19 protein-coding genes and 1 pseudogene are annotated in these 22,032 nt (G+C 61.6%); 7 read left to right on the top strand and 13 right to left on the bottom strand.

Annotated features, from left to right (window positions below; all coding sequences use genetic code 11):
• The first annotated feature begins 91 nt into the window (after positions 1–91).
• From pqqB to RFM40_RS19155, 6 genes are all read left to right on the top strand, one after another.
• Positions 92–1,030 (top strand): pyrroloquinoline quinone biosynthesis protein PqqB, encoded by a 939-nt coding sequence (gene pqqB, locus RFM40_RS19130; RefSeq protein WP_320227981.1) that lies wholly within the window; start codon positions 92–94, stop codon positions 1,028–1,030.
• Entirely contained in the window at positions 1,027–1,782 is a 756-nt protein-coding gene (pqqC, locus tag RFM40_RS19135) for a pyrroloquinoline-quinone synthase PqqC (RefSeq protein ID WP_320227980.1), read from the top strand. The genes pqqB and pqqC overlap by 4 nt, the downstream gene beginning before the upstream one ends.
• On the top strand, positions 1,782–2,078 hold the full coding sequence (gene pqqD, locus RFM40_RS19140) for a pyrroloquinoline quinone biosynthesis peptide chaperone PqqD (RefSeq protein ID WP_320227979.1): 297 nt from the start codon (positions 1,782–1,784) through the stop codon (positions 2,076–2,078). The genes pqqC and pqqD overlap by 1 nt, the downstream gene beginning before the upstream one ends.
• Positions 2,075–3,262: a pyrroloquinoline quinone biosynthesis protein PqqE gene (gene pqqE, locus RFM40_RS19145; RefSeq protein WP_320227978.1), complete on the top strand. Its 1,188-nt coding sequence runs from the start codon at positions 2,075–2,077 to the stop codon at positions 3,260–3,262. The genes pqqD and pqqE overlap by 4 nt, the downstream gene beginning before the upstream one ends.
• 264 nt (positions 3,263–3,526) lie before the next feature.
• Complete coding sequence (locus RFM40_RS19150) at positions 3,527–4,444, top strand: NADP-dependent oxidoreductase (protein ID WP_320227977.1); 918 nt, start codon at positions 3,527–3,529, stop codon at positions 4,442–4,444.
• Between the two features lie 250 nt (positions 4,445–4,694).
• Entirely contained in the window at positions 4,695–5,426 is a 732-nt protein-coding gene (locus RFM40_RS19155) for a cysteine hydrolase family protein (RefSeq protein ID WP_320227976.1), read from the top strand.
• Positions 5,427–5,484: 58 nt separating this feature from the next.
• Here the strand turns inward: RFM40_RS19155 and RFM40_RS19160 are convergent.
• Positions 5,485–5,610 (bottom strand): annotated as a pseudogene (locus RFM40_RS19160) (transposase domain-containing protein); the annotation flags it as partial.
• A gap of 63 nt (positions 5,611–5,673) precedes the next feature.
• Here RFM40_RS19160 and RFM40_RS19165 point away from each other — a divergent pair.
• Positions 5,674–7,602 carry an adenylate/guanylate cyclase domain-containing protein gene (locus RFM40_RS19165; protein WP_320227975.1) on the top strand — a complete coding sequence of 643 codons (1,929 nt, stop codon included), beginning with the start codon at positions 5,674–5,676 and terminating at the stop codon, positions 7,600–7,602.
• Positions 7,603–7,731: 129 nt separating this feature from the next.
• Here the strand turns inward: RFM40_RS19165 and RFM40_RS19170 are convergent, their stop codons facing one another.
• The 12 genes from RFM40_RS19170 to RFM40_RS19225 form a co-directional block, all read right to left on the bottom strand.
• Entirely contained in the window at positions 7,732–8,688 is a 957-nt protein-coding gene (locus RFM40_RS19170; protein WP_320227974.1) for a LysR substrate-binding domain-containing protein, read from the bottom strand.
• Positions 8,675–9,601, bottom strand: coding sequence for an alpha/beta hydrolase (locus RFM40_RS19175; RefSeq protein ID WP_320278023.1), 927 nt, complete (start codon positions 9,599–9,601; stop codon positions 8,675–8,677). Before RFM40_RS19175 ends, RFM40_RS19170 begins: the two co-directional genes overlap by 14 nt.
• Positions 9,517–10,623, bottom strand: coding sequence for a zinc-binding dehydrogenase (locus tag RFM40_RS19180; protein ID WP_320228008.1), 1,107 nt, complete (start codon positions 10,621–10,623; stop codon positions 9,517–9,519). The genes RFM40_RS19175 and RFM40_RS19180 overlap by 85 nt, the downstream gene beginning before the upstream one ends.
• The gene (locus RFM40_RS19185) at positions 10,623–11,867 is read right to left on the bottom strand and encodes an NAD(P)/FAD-dependent oxidoreductase (protein WP_320227972.1); all 1,245 of its coding nucleotides are present in this window, start codon (positions 11,865–11,867) and stop codon (positions 10,623–10,625) included. Before RFM40_RS19185 ends, RFM40_RS19180 begins: the two co-directional genes overlap by 1 nt.
• Before the next feature lie 9 nt (positions 11,868–11,876).
• Positions 11,877–12,878 carry a fatty acid desaturase gene (locus RFM40_RS19190; protein ID WP_320227971.1) on the bottom strand — a complete coding sequence of 334 codons (1,002 nt, stop codon included), beginning with the start codon at positions 12,876–12,878 and terminating at the stop codon, positions 11,877–11,879.
• Between the two features lie 96 nt (positions 12,879–12,974).
• Positions 12,975–14,459, bottom strand: coding sequence for a sugar ABC transporter ATP-binding protein (locus RFM40_RS19195; protein ID WP_320227970.1), 1,485 nt, complete (start codon positions 14,457–14,459; stop codon positions 12,975–12,977).
• 5 nt (positions 14,460–14,464) lie between these two features.
• Positions 14,465–16,015 carry a xylulokinase gene (locus tag RFM40_RS19200; protein WP_320227969.1) on the bottom strand — a complete coding sequence of 517 codons (1,551 nt, stop codon included), beginning with the start codon at positions 16,013–16,015 and terminating at the stop codon, positions 14,465–14,467.
• Positions 16,016–16,035: 20 nt separating this feature from the next.
• Positions 16,036–17,055 (bottom strand): ABC transporter permease, encoded by a 1,020-nt coding sequence (locus tag RFM40_RS19205; protein ID WP_320227968.1) that lies wholly within the window; start codon positions 17,053–17,055, stop codon positions 16,036–16,038.
• Positions 17,052–18,041 (bottom strand): ABC transporter permease, encoded by a 990-nt coding sequence (locus tag RFM40_RS19210; RefSeq protein WP_320278024.1) that lies wholly within the window; start codon positions 18,039–18,041, stop codon positions 17,052–17,054. The genes RFM40_RS19205 and RFM40_RS19210 overlap by 4 nt, the downstream gene beginning before the upstream one ends.
• Before the next feature lie 78 nt (positions 18,042–18,119).
• Positions 18,120–19,418 (bottom strand): sugar ABC transporter substrate-binding protein, encoded by a 1,299-nt coding sequence (locus tag RFM40_RS19215; protein WP_320227966.1) that lies wholly within the window; start codon positions 19,416–19,418, stop codon positions 18,120–18,122.
• Positions 19,419–19,476: 58 nt separating this feature from the next.
• Positions 19,477–19,821 (bottom strand): non-heme iron oxygenase ferredoxin subunit, encoded by a 345-nt coding sequence (locus tag RFM40_RS19220; RefSeq protein WP_320227965.1) that lies wholly within the window; start codon positions 19,819–19,821, stop codon positions 19,477–19,479.
• Positions 19,822–20,692: 871 nt separating this feature from the next.
• Positions 20,693–22,012: an ABC transporter substrate-binding protein gene (locus tag RFM40_RS19225; RefSeq protein ID WP_430691708.1), complete on the bottom strand. Its 1,320-nt coding sequence runs from the start codon at positions 22,010–22,012 to the stop codon at positions 20,693–20,695.
• Between the last annotated feature and the right edge of the window lie 20 nt (positions 22,013–22,032).

The raw sequence follows: 22,032 nt of genomic DNA on the forward strand, positions 1-22,032 counted from the left end.
TGCATGTGAGCGCTTTGCTGCAGGAAACGCGGACGCGAAGCCGTTTACCGCCGAGAAGCCAGTCAAATGGGCTGCGGAGCAGGCATTTGCCATGCGCGTGAAGATCATCGGATCGGCGGCCGGAGGCGGCTTTCCGCAATGGAACTGCAACTATCGCCTGAGCCGCGCGGCTCGCGCCGGGATGTCCAGCGTGCATTCGCGAACCCAATCATCCATTGCCGCATCGGCGGACGGGGCAGGCTGGGTTCTCTTCAACGCGTCGCCCGACATTCGCCAGCAGATTGCGCAAACGCCTGAACTGCAGCCCGCGGCCGACGCGCCGCTGCGTTCGACGCCTATCCGCGCGGTGGTGCTGACCAACGCCGACATAGACCATATCGCCGGCCTGCTCAGCCTGCGTGAACGAGAGCCTTTCGCAATCTATGCGACGGCACAGGTGCTGGCGACGCTGGAGGCGAATTCGATTTTCAATGTTCTCGATCCGGCGATCGTGCCGCGGCGCCTCCTGGCGCCAACGGAGGAACTGGCGATCCGCAATGCGGACGGCCATGAGACCGGTGTGGTCGTCGACGCCTTTCCCGTGCCCGGGAAGATCGCGCTCTATCTCGAGCAAAGAGGCGATCCTAGCGCCGATTTCAGCTCCGACACGGGCGACACGATCGGAGTCCGCATCACCGGCACCGGCAGCCGCGGCGCTGTCTTCTACATCCCGGGCTGCGCGCGCATCGATGCCTCCCTGCGCTCTCGTCTGGCCGATGCCGCCTACCTTCTGTTCGACGGCACCGTCTACACGGACGACGAGATGATCATTGCCGGCGTCGGCCAGAAAACCGGTGCGCGCATGGGGCACATCGCAATGTCTGGGGAGGCGGGTTCGATTGCCGGCTTGGCCGATGTGAAGATCGGCCGCCGTATCTTCGTCCATATCAACAACACCAATCCTGTTCTCGACGAGAATTCCGCCGAGCACGCGGCGGTCAAAGCGGCTGGCTGGGAAGTCGCCAGCGATGGGATGGAGATGGAATTTTGAGCGATTTCCGCGACGCGGCCAGAGGTGGCCTGTCCAAGAGCGGGCTCGAGGCCGCGCTGCGGCAGGTCGGTGACGAGCGCTATCACAACCGCCATCCTTTTCATCACAGAATGACCAGCGGCGCCCTGTCGAAGGCCGAAATGCAGGCCTGGGCGCTGAACCGCTATTGTTACCAGGCCGTCATTCCGCGCAAGGACGCCATGATTCTTGCACATGCCGAGGATCCGGCGTTTCGCGCCGCCTGGCGCAAACGCATCGAGGACCACGACGGCGGGGACGGCTGGAGCGGCGGCATCGCGCGCTGGCTGCATCTGGCAACCTCGCTCGGGCTCGATGCCGAAGCCGTCAAGAGCGAAAGGCTGGCGCTGCCGGCGACCCGTTTCGCCGTCGGCGCCTACCTTTCCTTCTGCGCGAACCGGACGCTGCTCGAGGCGGTCGCGTCTTCGCTGACCGAGATGTTCTCGCCGCGCATCATCGGCGAGCGCGTGCCGGCGATGCTGGCGAAATACGACTACATCACCGAGGATACGCTGGCCTATTTCAGCCGGCGGCCCGAGCAGGCATCGCGCGACGCCGACTTCGCCCTCGCCTACGTGCTGGGCCATGCCGATACGGCGGAGCGCCAGCAGCAGGCGATCGATGCGCTGGTGTTCAAATGCGATATACTCTGGGCCATGCTCGACGCGCTTCAACATGCCTATGGCGCGCCTGGAAATATACCGCCCGGCGCCTTCCGCCCGGAGTCGGTCTGATGATAGCGCTGCGCGAAAGAACCGTCGTGTCGTTGCAATCGGTGCCATCGCTGCCCAAGCATGTGCGCATACAGTACGACCCGGTGCGGCAGGCCTTCGCCGTGCTTTCGCCGGAGAAGGTATTCTGGCCGAACGATATCAGCCTCGACATATTGCGCCGCTGCGATGGGCGGTCCACCGTCGGCCACATCATCGCCCACCTTGCCTCCGACTATGACGCCGATCAGGAGGCCGTGACGGCCGACGTCATCGCCTTTCTGCAGGAATGGTCCGACAAGCTTTTGGTGAAGCTATGAGCGAGCCCATTCTTCCTCCGATCGGCATGCTGGCGGAACTGACGCATCGCTGCCCGCTGCAGTGCCCTTATTGCTCCAACCCGCTCGAATTGCTGAAAGCCAATCGCGAGCTCGACACGCAGACCTGGCTCGATCTCTTCTCGCAGGCCGCCGATCTCGGTGTTCTGCAGGTGCATCTGTCCGGCGGCGAGCCGACGCTTCGCCGAGACCTGGAGCAATTGATCGCCGGGCTTTCGGCTCGCGGTGTCTACACCAACCTCATCACCGCCGGTATCGGCATAGCCGAAGGCCGCATCGAGGCGTTTGCCGAAGCCGGGCTCGACCACCTGCAACTGAGCTTTCAGGGGGCCCGGCCGGCAACCACCGATCGCATCGGCAACCATCGGGGCAGCCACGAAAAGAAGCTGGAGACGGCACGCCGCGCGCGGGTGGCCGGCCTGCCGCTTACCATCAATGCGCCAATCCACCGTCACAATATCGAGGAAGTGCCGGAGTTCATCGATCTTGCCCTTTCGCTGGACGCGGAGCGGCTTGAGATCGCCAACGTCCAGTATGCCGGCTGGGCGCTGGCCAATCGCGATGCGCTGATGCCCGATCTTGCTGCGGTCTACCGGCAGGCGGACGTCGTCGCGACGGCGCGCGAACGACTCGCCGGCATCATCAACATCGATTTCGTCACGCCGGACTATTTTGCCACCTATCCCAAACCGTGCATGGGCGGCTGGGCGCGCGACGCCTTCATGGTGACGCCCGACGGCACGGTGCTGCCGTGCCATGCCGCGCAGACCATTCCGTCGCTCCGCTTCGAGCGCTTCGGAGAGCGCACGCTTGCCGAAATCTGGACCGATTCACCGGCATTCAATGCCTTCCGCGGCACCGAGTGGATGCAAGAGCCGTGTCGAAGCTGCGAGCGTCGCGAGGTCGACTGGGGCGGCTGCAGATGTCAGGCGATGGCGATTGCCGGCGATGCCGCGGCTACGGATCCAGCCTGCATCAAGTCCCCGATCCACACTCGCATGGCGATGCTGATCGACGCCGCGTTGGCAGAGGCCACGCCGGCGGCAGATGAAAATGGCGCGGAAAATTTCATTTTCCGGCGGATAGGCGCCACAACTCGGCCGGACGTATCCGACCACCCGCCAATTCACCAACCACCGTCGATGGCGACATTGCGGAGCCGCTGATCATGTCGGACAAGCTCTTTCCCGTCCTTGGCCAGATTCGCCCACGCTTGGCGCCCTGATCCTCGGCGCTGGCCAGCTCCGGATTCCAGAATGCGTGTCCGCTCGTCCATGGACACCCGATGCGGGTTTCATCGCGCCGGTAACAGTGGCAAGGTGGCTTTAGAACAACGCTCCCTTTTAATGTGAGAAGCAGATGCTTTGTACCGCAGTGTTGATTTTTGCGCGCCTCATCCAGAAGACCTACCACGCACAGGCAGATGGACGATGAAGGCAATTGTTGTGACGGACCAGGCCTCTGGAACGGCCGGAATGAGGCTGGTGGAGCGGCCGGAGCCGCAAGCGGCGATAAACGACGTGGTCGTTCAGGTTCATGCGTCGGGATTCGTCCCGACGGAGCTAGCCTGGCCCTCGACCTGGACCGATCGCCTCGACCGTGACCGGACGCCGTCGATCCCCGGACACGAACTGGCCGGGGTGGTCACAGCTCTCGGCTACGGCACAGCAGGACTGTCGCTGGGACAGCGGGTGTTCGGCCTCGCCGACTGGTATCGTGACGGCACCCTGGCGGAGTATATAGCTATCGAGGCACGCAACCTCGCGCCGCTGCCGGGCGACGTCGACTTCACGGTGGGGGCTAGCCTGCCGATCTCGGGACTGACCGCATGGCAGGGGCTGTTCCAGCATGGCCGTCTTCGGGCGGGGCAGAGCGTCCTCGCCCACGGCGCGGCCGGCGCAGTCGGTTCGATGGTGGTGCAACTGGCGCGCGAGGCCGGCGCCTACGTCGTCGGAACCGGGCGCACCGCCGACCGTCAGACGGTACTCGACTTCGGTGCGCAGGAGTTTGTTGACCTCGATAACGACCCTCTGGAAGACGTCGGCCGGGTCGATCTGGCGTTCGATGTCATAGGCGGCGACATCCAGAAGCGCTCTGCAGGCCTGATTCGAGCCGGAGGAACACTGGTGTCGGTCGTCGGCCCACCAGAGGCGCGGCCCGACGACGGCCTGGCGGTCGACTTCGTTGTCGAGTCCGACCGTGCCCAACTGTGTGAGATCGTCCAGCGGGTGCGGGACGGACGACTGCGCAAGAATATCGGCAACATCGCGACCCTCGACGAAGCCGTCGCCGCCTTCAACCCGACCGAGCGGCGCAAGGGGAAGACGGTCATCCGCGTTCGTCCGTAAACGGCACGCGCCTATCGTTGATCTTCCCGCATTGTTCCGTATGGTTCTGCGACCTGCCGCGCAGTCGAATTTCGCTCCGATATGCTTCCTTAATGCCAATTTTGGATTCCAGGCATCCGAACAAGGGTAACCGCTGTTCTTAGGCCGCCAAGCAGGGATGTAGCTCCCCCTTTGTTGACGCGATGTAGGTGGCGGGTCATGATAGCCAACGGCGCAAAGAGCGACACCTCATGCTGGTGGGAGGGCAATGATGCATCCACTTGTCATCGACGCGAAGCCTCAACCTATTTCAATTGATCCTGCTAACGCTGCAGTTCTCGTCGTGGACATGCAGAATGACTTCGGCTCCAAGGGTGGAATGTTCGACAGAGCCGGAATCGATATCTCCGGGATCCAGAGGGCTGTCGGCCCTACTGCCAGCGTAATCGCTGCCGCTCGCAACTTGAGAGTGCCCGTCGTCTATCTGAAGATGGGGTATTTGTCAGACCTCTCGGACCTTGGGAGGTCGGACGCCCCCAACCGTATCCGACACCTCCAGGTCTTTGGGGTCGGTGAGAGCATAATAACGCCGGATGGCAACGAGAGCCGGATTCTGATCCGCGACACCTGGGGAACAGACATCGTCGACGACCTCAAGCCACAGGCAGGAGATGTCGTTCTCTACAAAACACGGTTCAGCGGCTTCTACGAGACCGAACTCGATTCTGTTCTAAAGACCGCAGGCGTCAAACACCTCATCGTGACGGGATGCACGACCAGCGTGTGTGTGGAATCGACAATTCGGGATGCCTTCTTCAGGGACTATCACTGCATACTGCTGACGGATTGCACCAGCGAGCCCATTGCTTGGGACGCCTCAAGGAGCAATCATGATGCCTCGATCACGCTCGTGCAGATACTCTTTGGATGGACATCGACGTCCGACCATTTCCTGAAGGCGATCGAGGGGCGAGCTCAGGGGCGTCTTGAACTAGCCGAATGAGTTGGCGAGGCCGCGTATCACCCGAACTCAGACACGGCCTTAAGCTCGGGAGCCCGATGTAGGCCCAAGGCAGCAGGTCATGGATCTGGCTGTTGGGGTGGCCGTTGACGATCCTGGCGAGGACATCGGCAAGGTAGCCGAGCGGCTCGACACCGCTGAGCTTGCAGGTTTCAATCAGCGATGAACAAGGGCTCGCTCGCGCCGTTTCTTAGGCTAAGATTGTTCCAACTGGCGGGAGGTCCGTTCCTTGCGAGAAGAGCAACGCAGGCTTGCGGCGATCTTGGCTGCCGACGTGGCAGGTTACTCGCGGCTGATGGCGGCCGACGAGTCGGGAACGCTGGGACGGTTGAGGCGGCTCCGAGCTGAGGTGTTCGAGCCCAAAATCGCCCGGTTCCACGGACGCATCGTCGGCTCGGCCGGGGACAGCTTGCTGATCGAGTTTGGGAGCGCGGTTAACGCCGTGCAGTGTGCGATCGAGCTGCAGCGCGAGCTGGGCGGCGAGAACGCCGGGCTCCCCGAAAACCGGCGTATGGCGTTCCGTATGGGCGTAAACCTCGGCGACGTGATCGTCGAAGACGACACGATATACGGAGACGGTGTGAACATCGCGGCACGGCTTGAAAAGCTCGCGGAGCCTGGTGGCGTTTGCATCGGGCGCGCCATTTACGATCAAGTAAAAGGCAAACTCGAATACGTCTATACGGATATCGGCGAGCAACGGGTTCACAACATTGCGGAGCCGGTACGCGCTTACCGTGTCATGTCCATTGAGCAATCCCCCACCAGCTCGTCCGTGCCGCCGGCCAAGGATGCGCTTCTGTTCCGCAACCGACCATCGATCGCCGTGCTGCCTTTCACCAACATGAGCGGCGACCCAGAGCAGGAATATTTCTCTGACGGCATCACCGAGGACATCATTACGGACCTCAGCAAGGTCGGGGCGCTGGCAGTCACCGCGCGCAACACGACCTTTACCCTCAAAGGCAAGTCGATGGATGTCAGCGAAGCGGCGCGGCAATTGCGCGTTTCGCATGTGCTGGAAGGCAGCGTACGCAAGGCGGGTAGTCGCGTTCGCATCACCGCGCAGCTGATCGACGGGATGAGTGGGCACCATGTGTGGGCCGAGCGCTACGACCGTGATCTCAACGACATATTTGCGCTCCAAGACGAGATCGCGCGGGCCATCGTCGATGCCCTGAAGATCCGGCTGATGCCGGCCGAGTATGCTGCCATCGGCAAGCGCACGACCGAGAACGTCGAAGCCTATCAATATTACCTCATGGGACGGCAGCATTTCTTGCGCCTGGGCCGTCGCAATCACCTTTCCGCCCGACGCCTCTACCAGCGGGCGCTCGAGATCGATCCCGAATATGCGCTGGCGCGGGCCGGGCTGGCGCTAGCTGAAGGCATGTTGCTGAGATCCGGAGATCCCAGCGCAAACCTTGTCACCTTGAGCGCCGAGGCTCAGCGCGCGCTGGCCTTGGACTCGACGCTGGCGGAAGCTCACGTGGCCCACGCGATGGCGCATTTCCAGGAGGAGCAAATCGAGCTCGCAGGCACCGCCTGCCGGCGAGCAATCGCTCTCGATCCCGATCTCTACGAGGCGCACAGGACCTTGGGCGACGTGCTGCGCATGGAGCGCAAGTTTGCAGAGGCCGCGGCCGCCTACGAGAAGGCGGCGGAGGTTGATCGCAACAGCTATGGTGCAATGTGCATGCTATGGGATTGCCGCAAGACCCTGGGCGACGAGGAGGAAGCCCACAGGCTTTCAGGGGAGTTGCTTACCCGCATCGAGAAAGCCATGCAGCTCTATCCGGACGATGGGGCAGCCTATGCCTATGGTTGTTACATCCTCCACAATCTCGGCCTGGACGAACGCGCCCTCCAGTGGGCCGACCGCGCGATCACCATCGACCCCGAGGACTATAACAGCCACTACAATGTCGCGTGTTTCCTGGCGGCGATCGGCGTCGTCGAAAAGGCGATCGACACGCTGGAGCGCTGCGTGCCGCAGCTTGGATTGCAGCAAGTGCGCTGGATGGCGCAGGACGTGGATATGAATCCTCTGCGCGATCATCCGCGTTATCGGGCGCTGATCGAGCGCCTGGAGGTCAGTTTGGCGAAGGCAGAAGGCCAATCAGGAAGCGGAACCGAAGGACGGCCTTCCGGAGCTTAGAGCCATTTCCCATTCGGGACTGCGAGACGGCTTGGGTCATGACATCCGATTCCGAAAGTCCGCGTCGCGCCGGAAACCTTGGGTCGGGACCGGCCCGCCGCTGCTTCCGCCGATAGCCTTAAGCACCTGTCATGCTGACGCGTATGGTTGAGATTCATTCTTTTCCTGCGCGTTGGCGGCCATCCGGTTGAACTTCAGGTTCGAAACTTCCGTCACAAGTTTCATGAAGGCCTCGATCGGGCGAAGCCCCTGACGCGCCTTCAGGCACGTTGCGAAGGATTCGGTGAATGGTTTGTGGTCTGCGATGGACAATGGCGTCAGCCGGTCGTCGAACTGGAACTCGGTCTTTGACACAATGCCGGCACCCAAGCCCGCCGCGACCGCTTCGCGGACTCCATCGCGCGGGATCTCCATGACCACGTTCGGTCGGACCCGATGCAATTCCAGCATCTTCTCCAGCGCCCGACGCGTCATCGAACCTGGTTCGCGAAAAATCATCCGCTGCCCATCGAGTTCCTCGAGATCGATCTGCTGCCGACCCGCCCACGGATGATCTCGGTGGACGAAAATGATGACTTCATGGCGACCGAGCTGGATGAGGTCGAGACGCGGATCGTCATAGTCCCGGCCGATAATGGCGACATCCACCTCGTAGTTCATGAGCTTGTTATAGACGGCGTCGGAATTGCCGCTTTCAAGCGAGACCTGCACCAGGGGATATTTAGCGTGAAACGCCGATAGCAGCTCCATCACAAAGAATGGGCCCACTGTGCCGACGCGCAATTTACCAGATATTTGATTGCCTTCGGCGCGCAAGATACCGACCGCCTGCTCCTCTAGCGAGAAGATCTGGCGCGCCACGGTCAGAAGCGCTTCTCCGGCATCCGTCAGCTTCAGGCCGCGCGGAGATCGCAAGAAAAGCTGAACGTCATAGGTTTCTTCAAGCGCTTTGACCTGAGTGGTCACCGTCGGCTGGCCGATGCAGAGCAGGTCGGCAGCCTTCGTGAAGCTAAGCTCGCGACCTACCGCATAGAAGGAACGCAGCTGGCTGAAATTGACGAAATGAAGCTTGTTAATGCCGCCCACGACCTGTCTCCCTGCGAAAGGCCTCAGCCATCCGCACGATTCCTCCAGCGATTTCCGAGCGTTCCTCCAACAGATCGCACAATATCGTATAGTGGTTTTTTCCGTGCATCGGAACCAGTTCGGCGTGCCGGCCCGGGCCGCTCCAATAGGAAGCGAACCGCTGAGACTGCTCGCGGAACTCCTGGGTCTCGTCCGTCCCGACGATGGCCGCGAGCCGGCAATGCGGCACCGGCCAGCGGATCGGGCTGAGCCCCGCGGCCCGCTCGCGATCGAGCCCAAGCGCCGCATTGAGTGACGTCTCTGCCAGCGGCTCGACATCGAAGATGCCGCTGATCGGAACGCAGCCCGCCAGCGGCGCGCCTGCCATGAGGCTTCTCATGGCGAGTGTGGCAGCAAGATGACCACCAGCGGAATGGCCGGTCGCGATCCAGAAAGCCGGGGGCTTCTCAAGGGCTCGCAGGATCGCCGGCAGGCAGGCTCCAATGCCTGCAACGATTGCGTCGATCTGTGTCTCCGGCGCCAGCGGATAGTTTGGCAGCGCCACGGAGAAGCCGTGCCGAACGAGCGCAGAGGCGACGAAGGAATAACGGTCCTTGTCGAGGCTCTGCCAGTAGCCGCCATGCACAAAAATCACCAGCGGCGCCCCCTCGCCGGCCGGAAACAGGTCGAACACCTCACGCGGATGCGCACCATAGGCGACATTGCGCCGGCATGTCAGTGAACTGCGGGCGGCGGCGCTCGCCTCATCGAAGAGCCTATAGACGTCCGTTCTTTCCGGATGGCGGTCGCGGAAGACGTAGCCATATTCCTTACTGGAATTCGCGCCATTCATTCGAAGTGAACGACGCTGCGCACCGATGTTCCCGCTCGCATCAGATCGAAGCCGCGATTGACCTCGTCGAGCGTCAGACAATGTGTGATCTGCCGCTCGAGATCGAGCCGGCCGTCCATGTAAGAGTCAATCAGCTTGCCCAGCCCGCTGCGCCCCTTGACGCCACCGAAATAGCTGCCGCGGATCGTGCGGCCGTAGCGGACGCCTACCGGTGGGAATCCCATTTCGGCGCCGGGCGGCTCGACACCGAGCAACACAGCCGTGCCCCAGGCCGGCTGGCAGCAATCGAAGGCCTGCCGCATGACCGGCACGATGCCCGTGCATTCGAATGCAACGTCGACGCCGCCATTGGTGAGATCGCGAACCGCCTGCACGACCTTGTCGCCTTCGCGTGAGGCGTTGACAAAGTCGGTCATGCCGTAGGAGCGGGCCATTCCGGATTTGCCGTCGGTCACATCGATGCCGATGATCCTTCCGGCACCGGCGAGCCGCGCCCCTTGCACAACATTGATGCCAATGCCGCCCAGCCCGAAGACGGCAACGGCGTCACCCTCGCGGATCTCGGCCAGCGCCGCGCCTACGCCCGTCGTGACGCCGCAACCGAACAGGCAGACCTTGTCCAGCGGTGCATCCTTACGGATTTTCGCCAACGCGATCTCAGGGACGACCGTATAGCGGGAGAGGGTCGAGGTGCCCATGAAATGATGCACCGGCTGCGATCCAATCGAAAAACGCGACGTGCCGTCCGGCATGACGCCTCGGTCGCGCGTCGGCTTGATGGTCCAGCAAAGATTGGTCCGCCCGCTCATGCACATGCGACAATTTCTGCATTCCGGGCCATAGAGCGGAATGACGTGATCCCCGGGGTTGAGATCGTATACCCCCTCGCCTACTTCGACCACTCGGCCCGCACCCTCATGCCCGGGAATGAGAGGATAGACGCTGGTCGCGTTGACGCCGTCGAGCGCGGTGAGGTCCGTGTGACAAAGGCCCGAAGCAACGATCTCGACGAGCGCTTCGCCATGACCGGGCGGCGCCACTTGCACTTCTTCTATTGCGAGCGGCCGGTGGATTTCGAAGCAGATCGCTGCGGGTGAACGGATCATGATGCTTGCCTGTCGACTTCATCGCAGAAGCGCGTGAACCCCTTGCGAACGAGTTCGGCGCCGTCCGGCCTTCCGCCTGCCTTGATCATCTCGCGCGCGATGCGGATGTCGCGGCCGCAACCGACGCCGATTGCGCCGATCAGTCGGCCGCCAGCCATGAAATATGCGAGATAGGAACGGTCGCCTGGCTTGCCACGCTCGAATGCCGGCTCTCGGGCGCCCGGCATTCCAGCGACTTGAACGTTGAGGTCATATTGATCCGTCCAGAACCAGGGCACTTCGCTGTAGGGGGATGGATTGCCGCATAGATAGGACGCAACGACGGCCGCCTGGTCTTCCGCATTCTTCCACGACTCCAGCCGCCAGCGCTGACCGAAGACACGGTTCTCATGAGCCGCGACATCGCCCGCGGCGAAAATGTCGGGATCATTGGTCTGCCCAAATTCGTTGACGACAATGCCATTGTCGACATGCAGGCCAGCATTGCCGCCGATCCGGTCGTTCGGCGTGCCGCCGATGCCGACCAGGACAAGGTCGGCCTCCAGTATCGTTCTGTCATCGAGATGGAGGCGTCCCACGGTTCCCAGCGCCTCGGAGGAAACGACTTGACGGCCACAGAGAATACGCACGCCTGCCCGCTCATGAAGCTCGGCGAGCCATTGCGAAAGATAGGGCGGAAGCAATCGGCTCAAGGGGCGCTCGGCGGCCTCCAGAACCGTCACCGCCGCGCCGAGCTTGACCGCGCTTGCGGCGACTTCCAGGCCGATCAGCCCCGCCCCGACAAGCACCACCCGCGCGCCACGTATGATGCGGTTGCGCAACATGAGCGCATCGGCGAATGAGCGAAGATAGAGCGTGCGCGCCGCGACGGGCTCGAGGGATAGGATCCGGCGGGGCGACAATCCCGTCGCCAGCACCAGTTTCCGATAGGAGAGACTTGCTCCGTCGGCGAGCGACACGGCCTTCTCCCGCCTGTCGATGCCGATCGCCTCGGCCCCCAGATGGAACCGTACGCCTATCTCGTTCCAACGAGCCGGCGATAGCAGATAGGCATTTGCTGGTACGCCCGCCGATGTCAGCACGCCCTTGGATAGCGGCGGCCGCTCGTAAGGCAGCTCCGTTTCAGCCCCGACCACGTCGATCGGTCCGACGAAGCCGCCGTGCCGCAGCCTCTCCGCGACGCGGCCGCCAGCATGTCCTCCACCGACGATGACAACGCCGGCTTTTCGTCCTGCGCTCACCACTGCCGTTCACGCTCCCTGCCCGGCAGGCGTCGCGCCGGCACGACCATTCCTCAGCACCTCGCGGATGATCTCGCGATGTACGTGGAAATAGCTCTTGCTGACGCATTGAAGATGCGGCGAGACCTCGTCATGAAGCCGGCCCAGCGCATGAAACGGCACCGAGGAAGCGAGGTGGTGCTCCGCATGGAACGGCATGTTCCAGTAGAGCATCCTGAGCAACGGGTTCGCCAAAGTGGTACGGGTATTGGCAAGCAGGTTCGGACTTTCTTCGGCGCCGGTGTGCTCGGCCATGCGGATGGCGCGCAGCACGGGCTCTCCCATCACTCGGGGCAACAGCCAATACACTAGCGCGATCGTGCTGGCGAAATAGATCGAGACGGCAGTGATGGCGACATAGAGCAGGGCGAGCAGCCGTATCTCCAGCATCACCTGCTTCCAGACCGATTTTGGCAGAAATTCGCGTTCTTCCTCAGTGAAGCGCCCGGTCGTGCCGCGCCAAAGCGTGCCGACCAGCTTCGGCCAGAAGGAGAGGCCGATTATCTGCCCGAAATAATCGCGAAGCGATGTCGGAAACGGCACGATGTCTGGATCATGGTCCTCGTGCTGAGTGAACGTATGATGCGCGGCATGCCGGTATTTGAAGTAGAGAAACGGACGGAATGTGAAGGCTGCGACCGCAAATCCAACGATGTGGTTGATCCATCGCGAATGGAAAGCGGTGCCGTGCGAGCATTCATGCAAGGGCGCGAACAGCAGCACGATGACGATGCCATAAGCGAGCATTGCGGGTATCAGCAGCCACGGCGTCCCGGCGGAGAAGTAGACGGCGAGTACGCCTAGAGCCAGGGCCGTGAGATGCACCGCCAATCTGATCAGCCCCGGTCCGTTGGATCGCGTGCGAAGCGTCTTCAGCTTGTCGCGTGAAATGATCTCCGGTCCCGTCAGCGGCCATATCTTGCTGCCGATGCCGCCGATCCCAGCATAGCTCGCGGAATTATCGCCTTGCATGCCGATCCTCCTTCAGATTGCACTTGTCGCGATAGGTCTAACGGGTCGCCACATCGAAGAAAAATTCATTGTTCCCATGGCGTTATCGGTTCGGCGTCAGGCCACGAAGCAATGCGCGATTGCTTCCGCGGAGAAGTCCTTGCGGTGAAAATGTCCGGTCACCCGACCGCGGCTCATGACGAGGATGCGGTCGCAGGCATCCATCATCTCCTGCAGTTCTGTGGTTAGCAGCAGAATTGCCTTGCCCTCTTCCGCCAGATCCTGGATGGCGCGCCATATCTCGAACTTGGCGCCCACATCGACGCCGCGGGTTGGGTCCTCGGCGATCACAATGTCGCCGCTGCGTGCGATCCATTTGCCAATGACGATCTTCTGCTGGTTTCCACCGGACAGTTGTGACGCCACTTGCGACAGGCCGTTGATCTTGATTGCCAATGTGCGCACCAGGCCGTTGGCCGTCGCGTTTCTTTGCCGACGCTTCATGAAACCGAGGCGGCCGAGGCGACGCAGGATCGTCATTCCGATATTGTCGCCAACGCTCATCGGCAGGACGAGGCCCTCACGCTTGCGATCGGCAGGCATGAAGCCGATGCCAAAGGCAATGGCGTCCCGTGGAGAGCGCAGTTGCACCTTGTGTCCATGAACGCGGATCTCGCCGCGATCGATAGACGTGGCGCCGAAGATCGCGCGCACGACTGATTCGCGCTGGCAGCCAAGCAATCCGGCAATGCCGACGATTTCGCCCGCCCGCACCTGCAGGGAAATATCGTCGAAGACGCGGGCCTTGCCGATCCCCTTTGCTTCCAGCGCGACGTCGCCACAGCGCCTCTCTTTGTAAGCGGACTGGCCCGGCTTGTGTTCACGCCCGACCATCAACGCGACAAGAGCAGCCTCGTTCAAGCCGGCAATGTCCCGGGTGGCGACGACGTGGCCGTCGCGGAGCACGGTAACGCGATCCGAAATCTGCATCACCTCACTCAACCGGTGCGACACGTAGACGATGCCGAGGCCGTTGGCCTTCAGCTTGCGAATGATGGCGAGGAGATGCCCGACCTGGTCATCGTTCAGCGAGGCGGTCGGCTCGTCGAAGACGAGGACGCGCGGACGGCTCGCCAAAGCGCGGCATATCTCGACGATCTGTTGCTCATTGAGGCTGAGCTCGCCGACGGCCCGCGAAGGATCAAGGCTGACATGAATTTCGTCGAGCAGGTCCTTCGCCATGCGGTTGAGCATAGCGCGCGTCCTGCCGAGACGGCCGGCCGGTTCACGGCCGAGAAAGATGTTCTCGGCAACACTCAGGTTAGGACATAGCACCAGCTCCTGGTGGACCAGTGCCAATCGGTTGGCGAGCGCCACCGTGGGATCATTGAGAACCACACGCTGTCCGTCGATCCTGATTTCGCCGCTGTCGGGCGCGACGAGGCCATTCATGACCGACAGCAGCGTCGACTTGCCGGCACCGTTCTCGCCGACCAGCGCATGCACCTCGCCGGCCTTCAGATCGAAGGTCACGTCGGAGAGCGCAATGACACCCGGATATGTCTTGCGGATCGATTCGACCTCGAGCAGCAGGGCACTCATCGCTATCACGCCGAATGATATTTGTTGAGGAGCGCACGGTGGCGATCCATGTCGCCGCGCAGATTCTCGTAGATCGACGACCAGACTTCGAAGAAATCCTGGTAACGCTCGTGCAGTTTCGGATCGGGGTCGATCGTCTCCTTGATGCGAACAATGCTCGCAAGAGGCTCGGTCGGCGATTTGTAGATCCCAGCGGCGACGCCGGCAAGAATGGCATCGCCAATCGGGGCGGCTTCGCCGATGTCGGGCGTCTTCAACGGCAGGTTCACCACGCTGGCGGTGATTTGGTTCCAGAATCGGCTCTTCGTCGGGCCACCGTTCAGGATCAAACCGTCGACCTTGACGCCGGCCGCATTGGCGATGCGAACGTTGGAGTAAAGGTCGAAGGCGACGCCTTCGATCAGCGCGCGGATGAAATGCGCCCGTGACGTCGTTGGCCGTACGCCGAAAAAGTTGCCGCACGCATTGCTGTTCCAGTTGGGCGACAACGTGTTGCCGAGATATGGCAGATACAGCAGTCCGTCGGAACATGGCGGCACGCGCTTGGCCTGCTCGGTGAACAGATCGAAGACATTATGGCCCATGCGCTCGGCCAGACGGAATTCGGCATCGCCGAACTGGTCGCGGAACCATTTCAACGATGCACCGGTAAAGGCCATCGGGCCATCGAACATGGTTAGGCCGGGCAGCACGTGCGGCCATTTCAGGATGCGGTACTCCTCGACGTTCTGCGCGGTCGGGATCATGATGCCGAGGTTGGAGCCCGTGCCCATGGAGTAATAGGCCTCGCCGGCTTTGGTGACGCCGACGCCAAGTGCTGCCGAACTGATATCGGTGCCGCCTGCAGCGACGATGGTTCCGGGCCGCAGCCCCGTCTCCTCGGCCGCCTGTCTGGTCACCTCGCCCACCACTTCGTGAGATTGGTAGAGCCGCGGCAGCTTCTCGAGTGGGATGCCGATCGCCTTGGCGACAGACTCGTTCCAGCGCTCCTCGCGATATTCGTAGGCGTAAGCGAGCCCCGCATCGCCGGTGTTCATCGTGAAGTTGCCGCACATCCGGTAGGTGCAGTAGCCGGAGGGCGACAGGAACTTGTGCGTGGCGTTGAAGATGTGCGGTTCGTGCTTTTTGATCCAAAGCGCCTTGGGGTCAATGAACCAGGGCGCAATTCGGTTGCCGTTGTTCTTATTGATGGTTGCCTCGCCGACGCTGCGGCGGATGTCTTCGCACTCTTCTTCGGAGCGGGAGTCCATCCAGATCATCGCCTGACGCAATGGCTTACCCTGGTCGCTGACCGGCAGTGTTACGCCAACCAGGCCGGAAAGCGCCACGGCGGCGATGTCATCTGCGAAGCGACCTTGCTCCAGGCATTGCCTTACGGACGAGACCACGGCGCCCCAGTAATTCGACGCATCCTGCTCGGCCCAACCGGGAAACGGGTGAAACAGCGGATGTTCCTGCGAGCCGGACGCCACCAGCTTGCCAGTGTTGGTGTCCAGAACCGCCGCCTTTACGTTGGTCGTGCCGATATCGATGCCGAGCGTAAGGTGTCCGCCCATGAAATCGCTCCTCCCAGTGTCTATGCTTGTATTTTCTTGCGGCTCATCTTCGACAAGCCGACCGACAAGATGAGAACGACGCCGATGGCGAGGTTCTGATACCAGGTCCCGACGCCCCAGATGGCGAGCAGGTTGAGACCAGCGGCAAACGCAATGCTGCCCAGCAGCGTACGCCAGGGCGATCCGATGCCTCCAGCCAGCGCCGTGCCGCCGATGACGGCAATGGCAATGGCGGTCAATTCATAACCGACCGCGAGCGGCGCATCGACCGACTTCAGCCGCGCGGTGAAGATGACGCCGGCAAGGGCGGCGCACAACCCGCTGATGGCATAGGCCAGCATCACGTAGCGCTGCGCCTTGATGCCGGCATAGAGCGCGGCTTTTTCGTTGCCGCCTATGGCGTAGAAGCGGCCGCCCCGCATGCTGCCGTTTATGAAACCCATGAGCGCAAGAAGGACGAGAAGGAAGACAACGAAGCTGATCGGGATGCCGATGATCTTGCCGTCGCCGATCCAGCTGTAAAGCGGCGCCTTGAGATAATAGGGATGGCCATTGGTGAGCACATAGTTGAAGCCGCGCAAGGCCGTCAGCGACACCAGCGTCATGATGAAGGACGCGACCTTGAAATACGCTACGCCAATGCCGTTGAGTGCGCCGACCGCGATGCCCGTCGCCAGCGCGATCAAAATGACCGGGACGATCGGACCGGCATAGGTGTTGCCGCGCACCAGCCAACGGCTTCCCAGCATTGGGCCGATCTCGGCCATGACGACTACGCCGACAATGACCGAAAAGATCATCAGCGCCGCGACCGACAGATCGATGCGGCCGGTGAGCAGAACCACCGTCATGCCGAGCGACAACAGGCCGATGACGGCGATGCTGCGCATGAGGTTTTCGATGTTGAGCGCGGTGAGGTAATACTCGGACGTCAGCGCACCGACTGCGAAGATCAGCAGGATCAGCCAGATGATGGGATCGCGCAGCAACCCCCGCAGGAAGGGGGCGACGCGCGGGGTGGAGAGTTCCAGGACGCTCATTTCGCGATCCCCCGCTGCCACATGCCAGGCATCACGACGGCGAGGATGACTGCCGCGGTCACGACCTGCTGCAGATAGATGCTGATACCGAGCTGGTTGAGAAGGTTGTTGACGATGCCGATGATCAGGGCAGCCACAACCGTACCGGTTATCGAGCCGGAGCCCCCGGACAGCGCCGCGCCTCCCAGTACGGTGACCGCCAAAACCGAAAGCTCCACGCCTTCGAAGCCCGCCGGATTGATGTAGGACAGCCTGGCGCTTTCAAGCATGCCGGCGAGCGCGGCGCAGACGCCGGAAATCCCGAACACGGCTGTGCGCACGCCGGCAACATTGATGCCGGACAATGCGGCGGCCTTGACGTTGCCGCCGGTCGCATAGAGCGCGCGCCCGAAGATCGAGTATCTGGTGAGCGCGACCGCAGCCGCGCCGAGCACGACGAGCAGCACGACCGGTACCGGAACGCCGGCAAGTTCGCCACGACCGAGCCAGAGATAGGCGCCGATCGGTTCGGGATAGAGCGCCTGACCGCCTGAGAAGATATTGGCAAGCGCGCGGCTGATGCCAAGCATGCCGAGCGTGGTTATCAGCGAGGGAATGCCCAATGCGGCGACAAGAATGCCGTTGACCAACCCGATGGCAAGGCCAGTGAGCAAGGTGCAGCCGATGACGAGCGCTGCGGAGCCCGCCGGGATCAGAAGCCCGCCGGCGACGCAGGAGAGAATCGCGACCCCGGCGATGGACAAGTCGATTTCACCGGTGATCACCACCAGCGTCATGCCGTAGGCCATGATACCGATCGCGGCTACGGCAAGAAGTGTGACATGTATGTTGGCGAGTGACAGAAAGGACGGTGTGATCGCCTGCCCGGCAATAAGCAGGACGATCAACACCGCGACGCGGCTCAGGTCGCCAACGCTCAAGTGCCGCCAAGCGTCGGTAGGCCGCGCCTGTGAGGCGACCTTGGTTTCGAGAGTACTCATGGTCATGACGTGCTCGCCTGCCTTTTCGGTCAAGGCCTGCCGGTCCTCGCGAGAGAAATCCGGCAGGCGCATGGGAGCTGGCGATCAGCCCGCGACTTCCGGACCGTAGGCGTAGGGCCACTCGTCCGGCGTCAGCGTCTCGATGCCCTCGATGTTCATCTTCTCCTTGGTGATCATAGGCAGGTTGGGCGTCATGATGAGCTTCGGCGGTGCTTCGTTGAGGCCTGCCTTGGCGCCAATATGCATGACGACGGCACGGATGCCGATGTCGCCGATCAGCGGCGTGTAGGGCGACACCATCTCGATATTGCCGGCCCTGATTTCCTTCAGCACCTCACGAGCGTCGTCATTGGCTAGGATCGCGATCTTCTTCCCGCCCGGGGCGCTGTTCAGCCGGTTTGCCTCACGGATCGCATCAAGTGCGCCCATGGCTTCCTCGCCGCCGGTGTTGAACGATACCGAGATATCCTTGAAGGCCTGAAGTGCATCCGCGGTCGACTTGAAGGCCAATGTGCGCTGGCTATTGGTGTGATAGTTGGCGAGCACCTTGTAGCCGGGCGTGTTACCAATCGCTTCCAGGAAGGCACCGGTGCGGATCGAGTCCGCCGTGCTGCCGAGATCCTTGCGGTTGAAGATGATGTTGCCCTCGGGCGCGGCATGCTTGAGATAGAGGCCTTGCTGCAGACCGTTGGCATAGAAGTTGCCGAGCACTTCCGAACTGATCTGCTCGGACGAGGTCCGGCGGTCAAGGCTTACCACCGGGATGCCGGCCGCGATGGCGCGATCGACCGGCGGCCCCATCGGCGCTTCGCGGTTCGGCCAAAGCACGATTCCGTCATACTGCTTGGCGATCCAGGTATCGATGACCTGGCCCATCTTGTTGTCGTCGAACTCGGCGTCGATCACCTCGAGCTCGATGTTGGAGTGACGCGCAGCCTCCCAAGCGGCGGTATCCGCGAGGCTGATCAGCCAGGGATGGTTGAAGCCATGGAAGACCAGCCCTATGCGATACTTCTTGTTGGGATCGAGCACCGGACCTTCGGCAAGCGGCAGATAGTCGGTGAACGGCGACTTGATCTGGAGCTTGCTGTAAGGGCCGACGAAACTTGCCCCCATGCCGGGTTTCCAAACAAACCCGCCGGCGAGATCGCCGACAGGATAGACGTCGAGGTAATCGCGAAAGCCGTCTTTTTCGAACAGCGCGCTCACGTCCCCATTCGACATTCCGGCCTTCGCCTCGTCGGAGTATTTCTTGATGAGCGCGTTGATGACGGAATGGACCGATTCCTCGGCTGCCGCTGGAGCGATTGCCAGCGGGGCGGCAGCAAGCACGGTCAGTGTCGAGGCCGTCTTCAAGAGATGACGGCGAGATAATTTCAGCATTTAAGGTTTCCTCCCATATTTTGGTTTCAGCCCGGGATATGTCCCGAAGAAGTCAGTGCTACTCTCCTCCTTCCACCAGGACGTGGACGTGGCCGTCCGCGACCTTGGTTTCGTAAGTCTTCAGCCGCTCGGTGACCGGCGGCGAAAGCGGCATGCCGGTCGGGATATGGAACAGTCCCTGATGCAGTGGGCATTCGATTGTCTGGCCATCGATGTAGCCCTCGGAAAGGAAGGCATGTGCGTGAGTGCAGACGCCGGCTGTCGCGTAGAACCTGCCGCCGAGATTGAAGATCGCGATGCAGGATCCCTTGTGTTCTATGCGCGTGGCGTCACCGGCGGGCAGGCTGTCAACGCGGATCGCCTGTATCCAATGCATGCCCTCTGTTGTTGCTTCCGCCGTCATTCATTTCCTCGCAACCGTCATTCTGTTTCGTTTATTTTCGTTGTCTTTCCATAAGCGACCAATTCATTGTGAGAATGCCGGTATTGATGACTCCGATAGGGTGGCCGGGCGGCCCCGCGAAGCGACGGCACAATTCGAAAACCGTTGGCCGCTCGGCAGCGCAGCTGGCACTTGCTATGGTCTGGCACTTTGGCTTGGCAATCGTGGCGACGTTGCCGGGCTGCGGTGCGATCAACGGGTGACGCGTTGCGGTATCATCGACGGGGTCGAGCCTCAGTTCGACGGATTTGATATCGCTCAGGCCAAGAATAAGGGGCGCACCGGCGGCAAGCGACTTTTCGGGCCTGTAACCCCACGCTTTGCGAGATCCTCGACTCCGCCGACAAGCACGGCGAGACCGTGTTGGTGACGGCGTATGGAGAGCCTGGAATGATGGCGCATTGGCGCAAGCTTGCCGGTCTGCCGAAGGGCCTGACCCAGCATTGGCTGAGGAAATCGCTTGGCGTCTACCTGGCAGAGGCAGAGGCCTCAACGAGACAGCTTAGGGACGTGCTGGGTCACGATGACATCATGCCCAACTCTATTCGCGTGAGGCGTCGCAGGTTCGGCTGGCGGTACAGGGATGGATCGAGTCGTGCGTCTCGTGACGTGCAAACCGATGCCTGGCGAAGCTATTGGCGAACCGCGTGGCGAGCCACCCTATAAAGCATTGATAAATAACGACAATGGTGGCCCGGAGGATGTACCGCGGAATTGATTTTATTGGCTTTTCGCGGGTCAACGTTGAAGAAGCGGTGCTGCTTCCATCGGGCAAAAATACCCGCGACTGTTCCAGCCGCGGGCATCGCGAGAGTTCTTGAGAAACCTGTGGTCAAATGTTGGCGAGCAATTCGTTGACGCGGCTTTCCATGTCGGCAAGCGCGGCATCGACGTCCTTCTGGCCGGTGATTGCAGCGCTCATCTCTTCGCCGACAATGTCCTGGATTGCAAACTGGCGCTGCACCGCTGACGGCAGCGGCCTGCCGAGATCGGCGACCGCGGCGATCGTATTGCGATGCGGCAGTGCCTTGAAGGCGTCCGAGGTGATGATGGCTTTGTAGGCCGGCAGGTGGCCGGTGCGCGACCAATCGAAGTCATTGTCCGCGAAGAACTTCAGGAACTTGCCGATGGCCGCGGTCTGTTCGGGCGTGCGGTCCTTCTGTGAGACCGCCCAGGTGTGGCCGTCGGCATATTGCGCATGAGCGCCGGCAAATAGCTGCGGATACGGGTAGACCGCATAGCCGCCCTTGTTGAGGGCCGTGCCCTTGGTTTCGGACTGGGCGTTGTTGTCACCAACAACCCACGTGCCGTTGAGCTGCACGCCACCTCCACCGGCAAGGAAGGCGTTGATCGCGCCGCCGTAGTCGAGGTCCTTGGTGGTGTAGCCCTTGTCGAAGATCGCCTTGTACATCTCGACGACCTTCTTGGCTTCCGGCGTGTTCAGCTTCACATGCTTTGGATCGGCAAAGAAGTCGGAATTCTGCTGGAAGAGATAGGTGTAGAGATTGCGCGTGTAGAGTGCGGTCTCATTGGCCAGGTTCTGAACGAAGTAAGGCTTGCCGGTCTTCTGCTTGAACTGTTCGGCCTGGGCGAGCAGTTCCTCGGGCGACTTCGGAAGGATCGGCGTGCCGTCGGCATTGACGAGGCCGGCCTGTTTGAAGAGATCCATGTTGATATGATAGAGCATTGTCCAGCTGTCGATCGGCAGGCCGTAGATCTTGCCGTCCTTGGTGGCGCCGTTGCGCGCAGCGTCCGTGAAGGCGTCGGGTGTGACGCCGACGGACTTCAAGAGATCGTCGAGCGGCATCAACAGCCCCTTGGACTGGTAGTCCGAAAGCGCGGATTCATGAATCGTGACGATGTCGGGAGCATCGCCCGAAGCAAACTGCGCGGTCAGCTGGTCATAGCCCGGCCATTCCACGGTGGTGACATTGACGTGCACATCGGGATTGTCGGCGTTGAACTTGTTGATCAGCGAGGTGATGATGCCGCATTCACCTACGGACCTGGCGACATCGGTGTTGCTGCCGAAATCGGCATCGCAGGCACCGAAAAAGCGCTGTACGGTCAATTCCGTCGCTGCAAGGCTCGGGCTTGCGAGCATCATTGTGCCCGCGGAGACTACCGCAAACAGGACTTTCTTCACATTCATATCAGTTCCTCCTACTGAGT

Source organism: Mesorhizobium captivum (genome assembly GCF_033977165.1).
GTDB lineage: Bacteria > Pseudomonadota > Alphaproteobacteria > Rhizobiales > Rhizobiaceae > Mesorhizobium > Mesorhizobium captivum.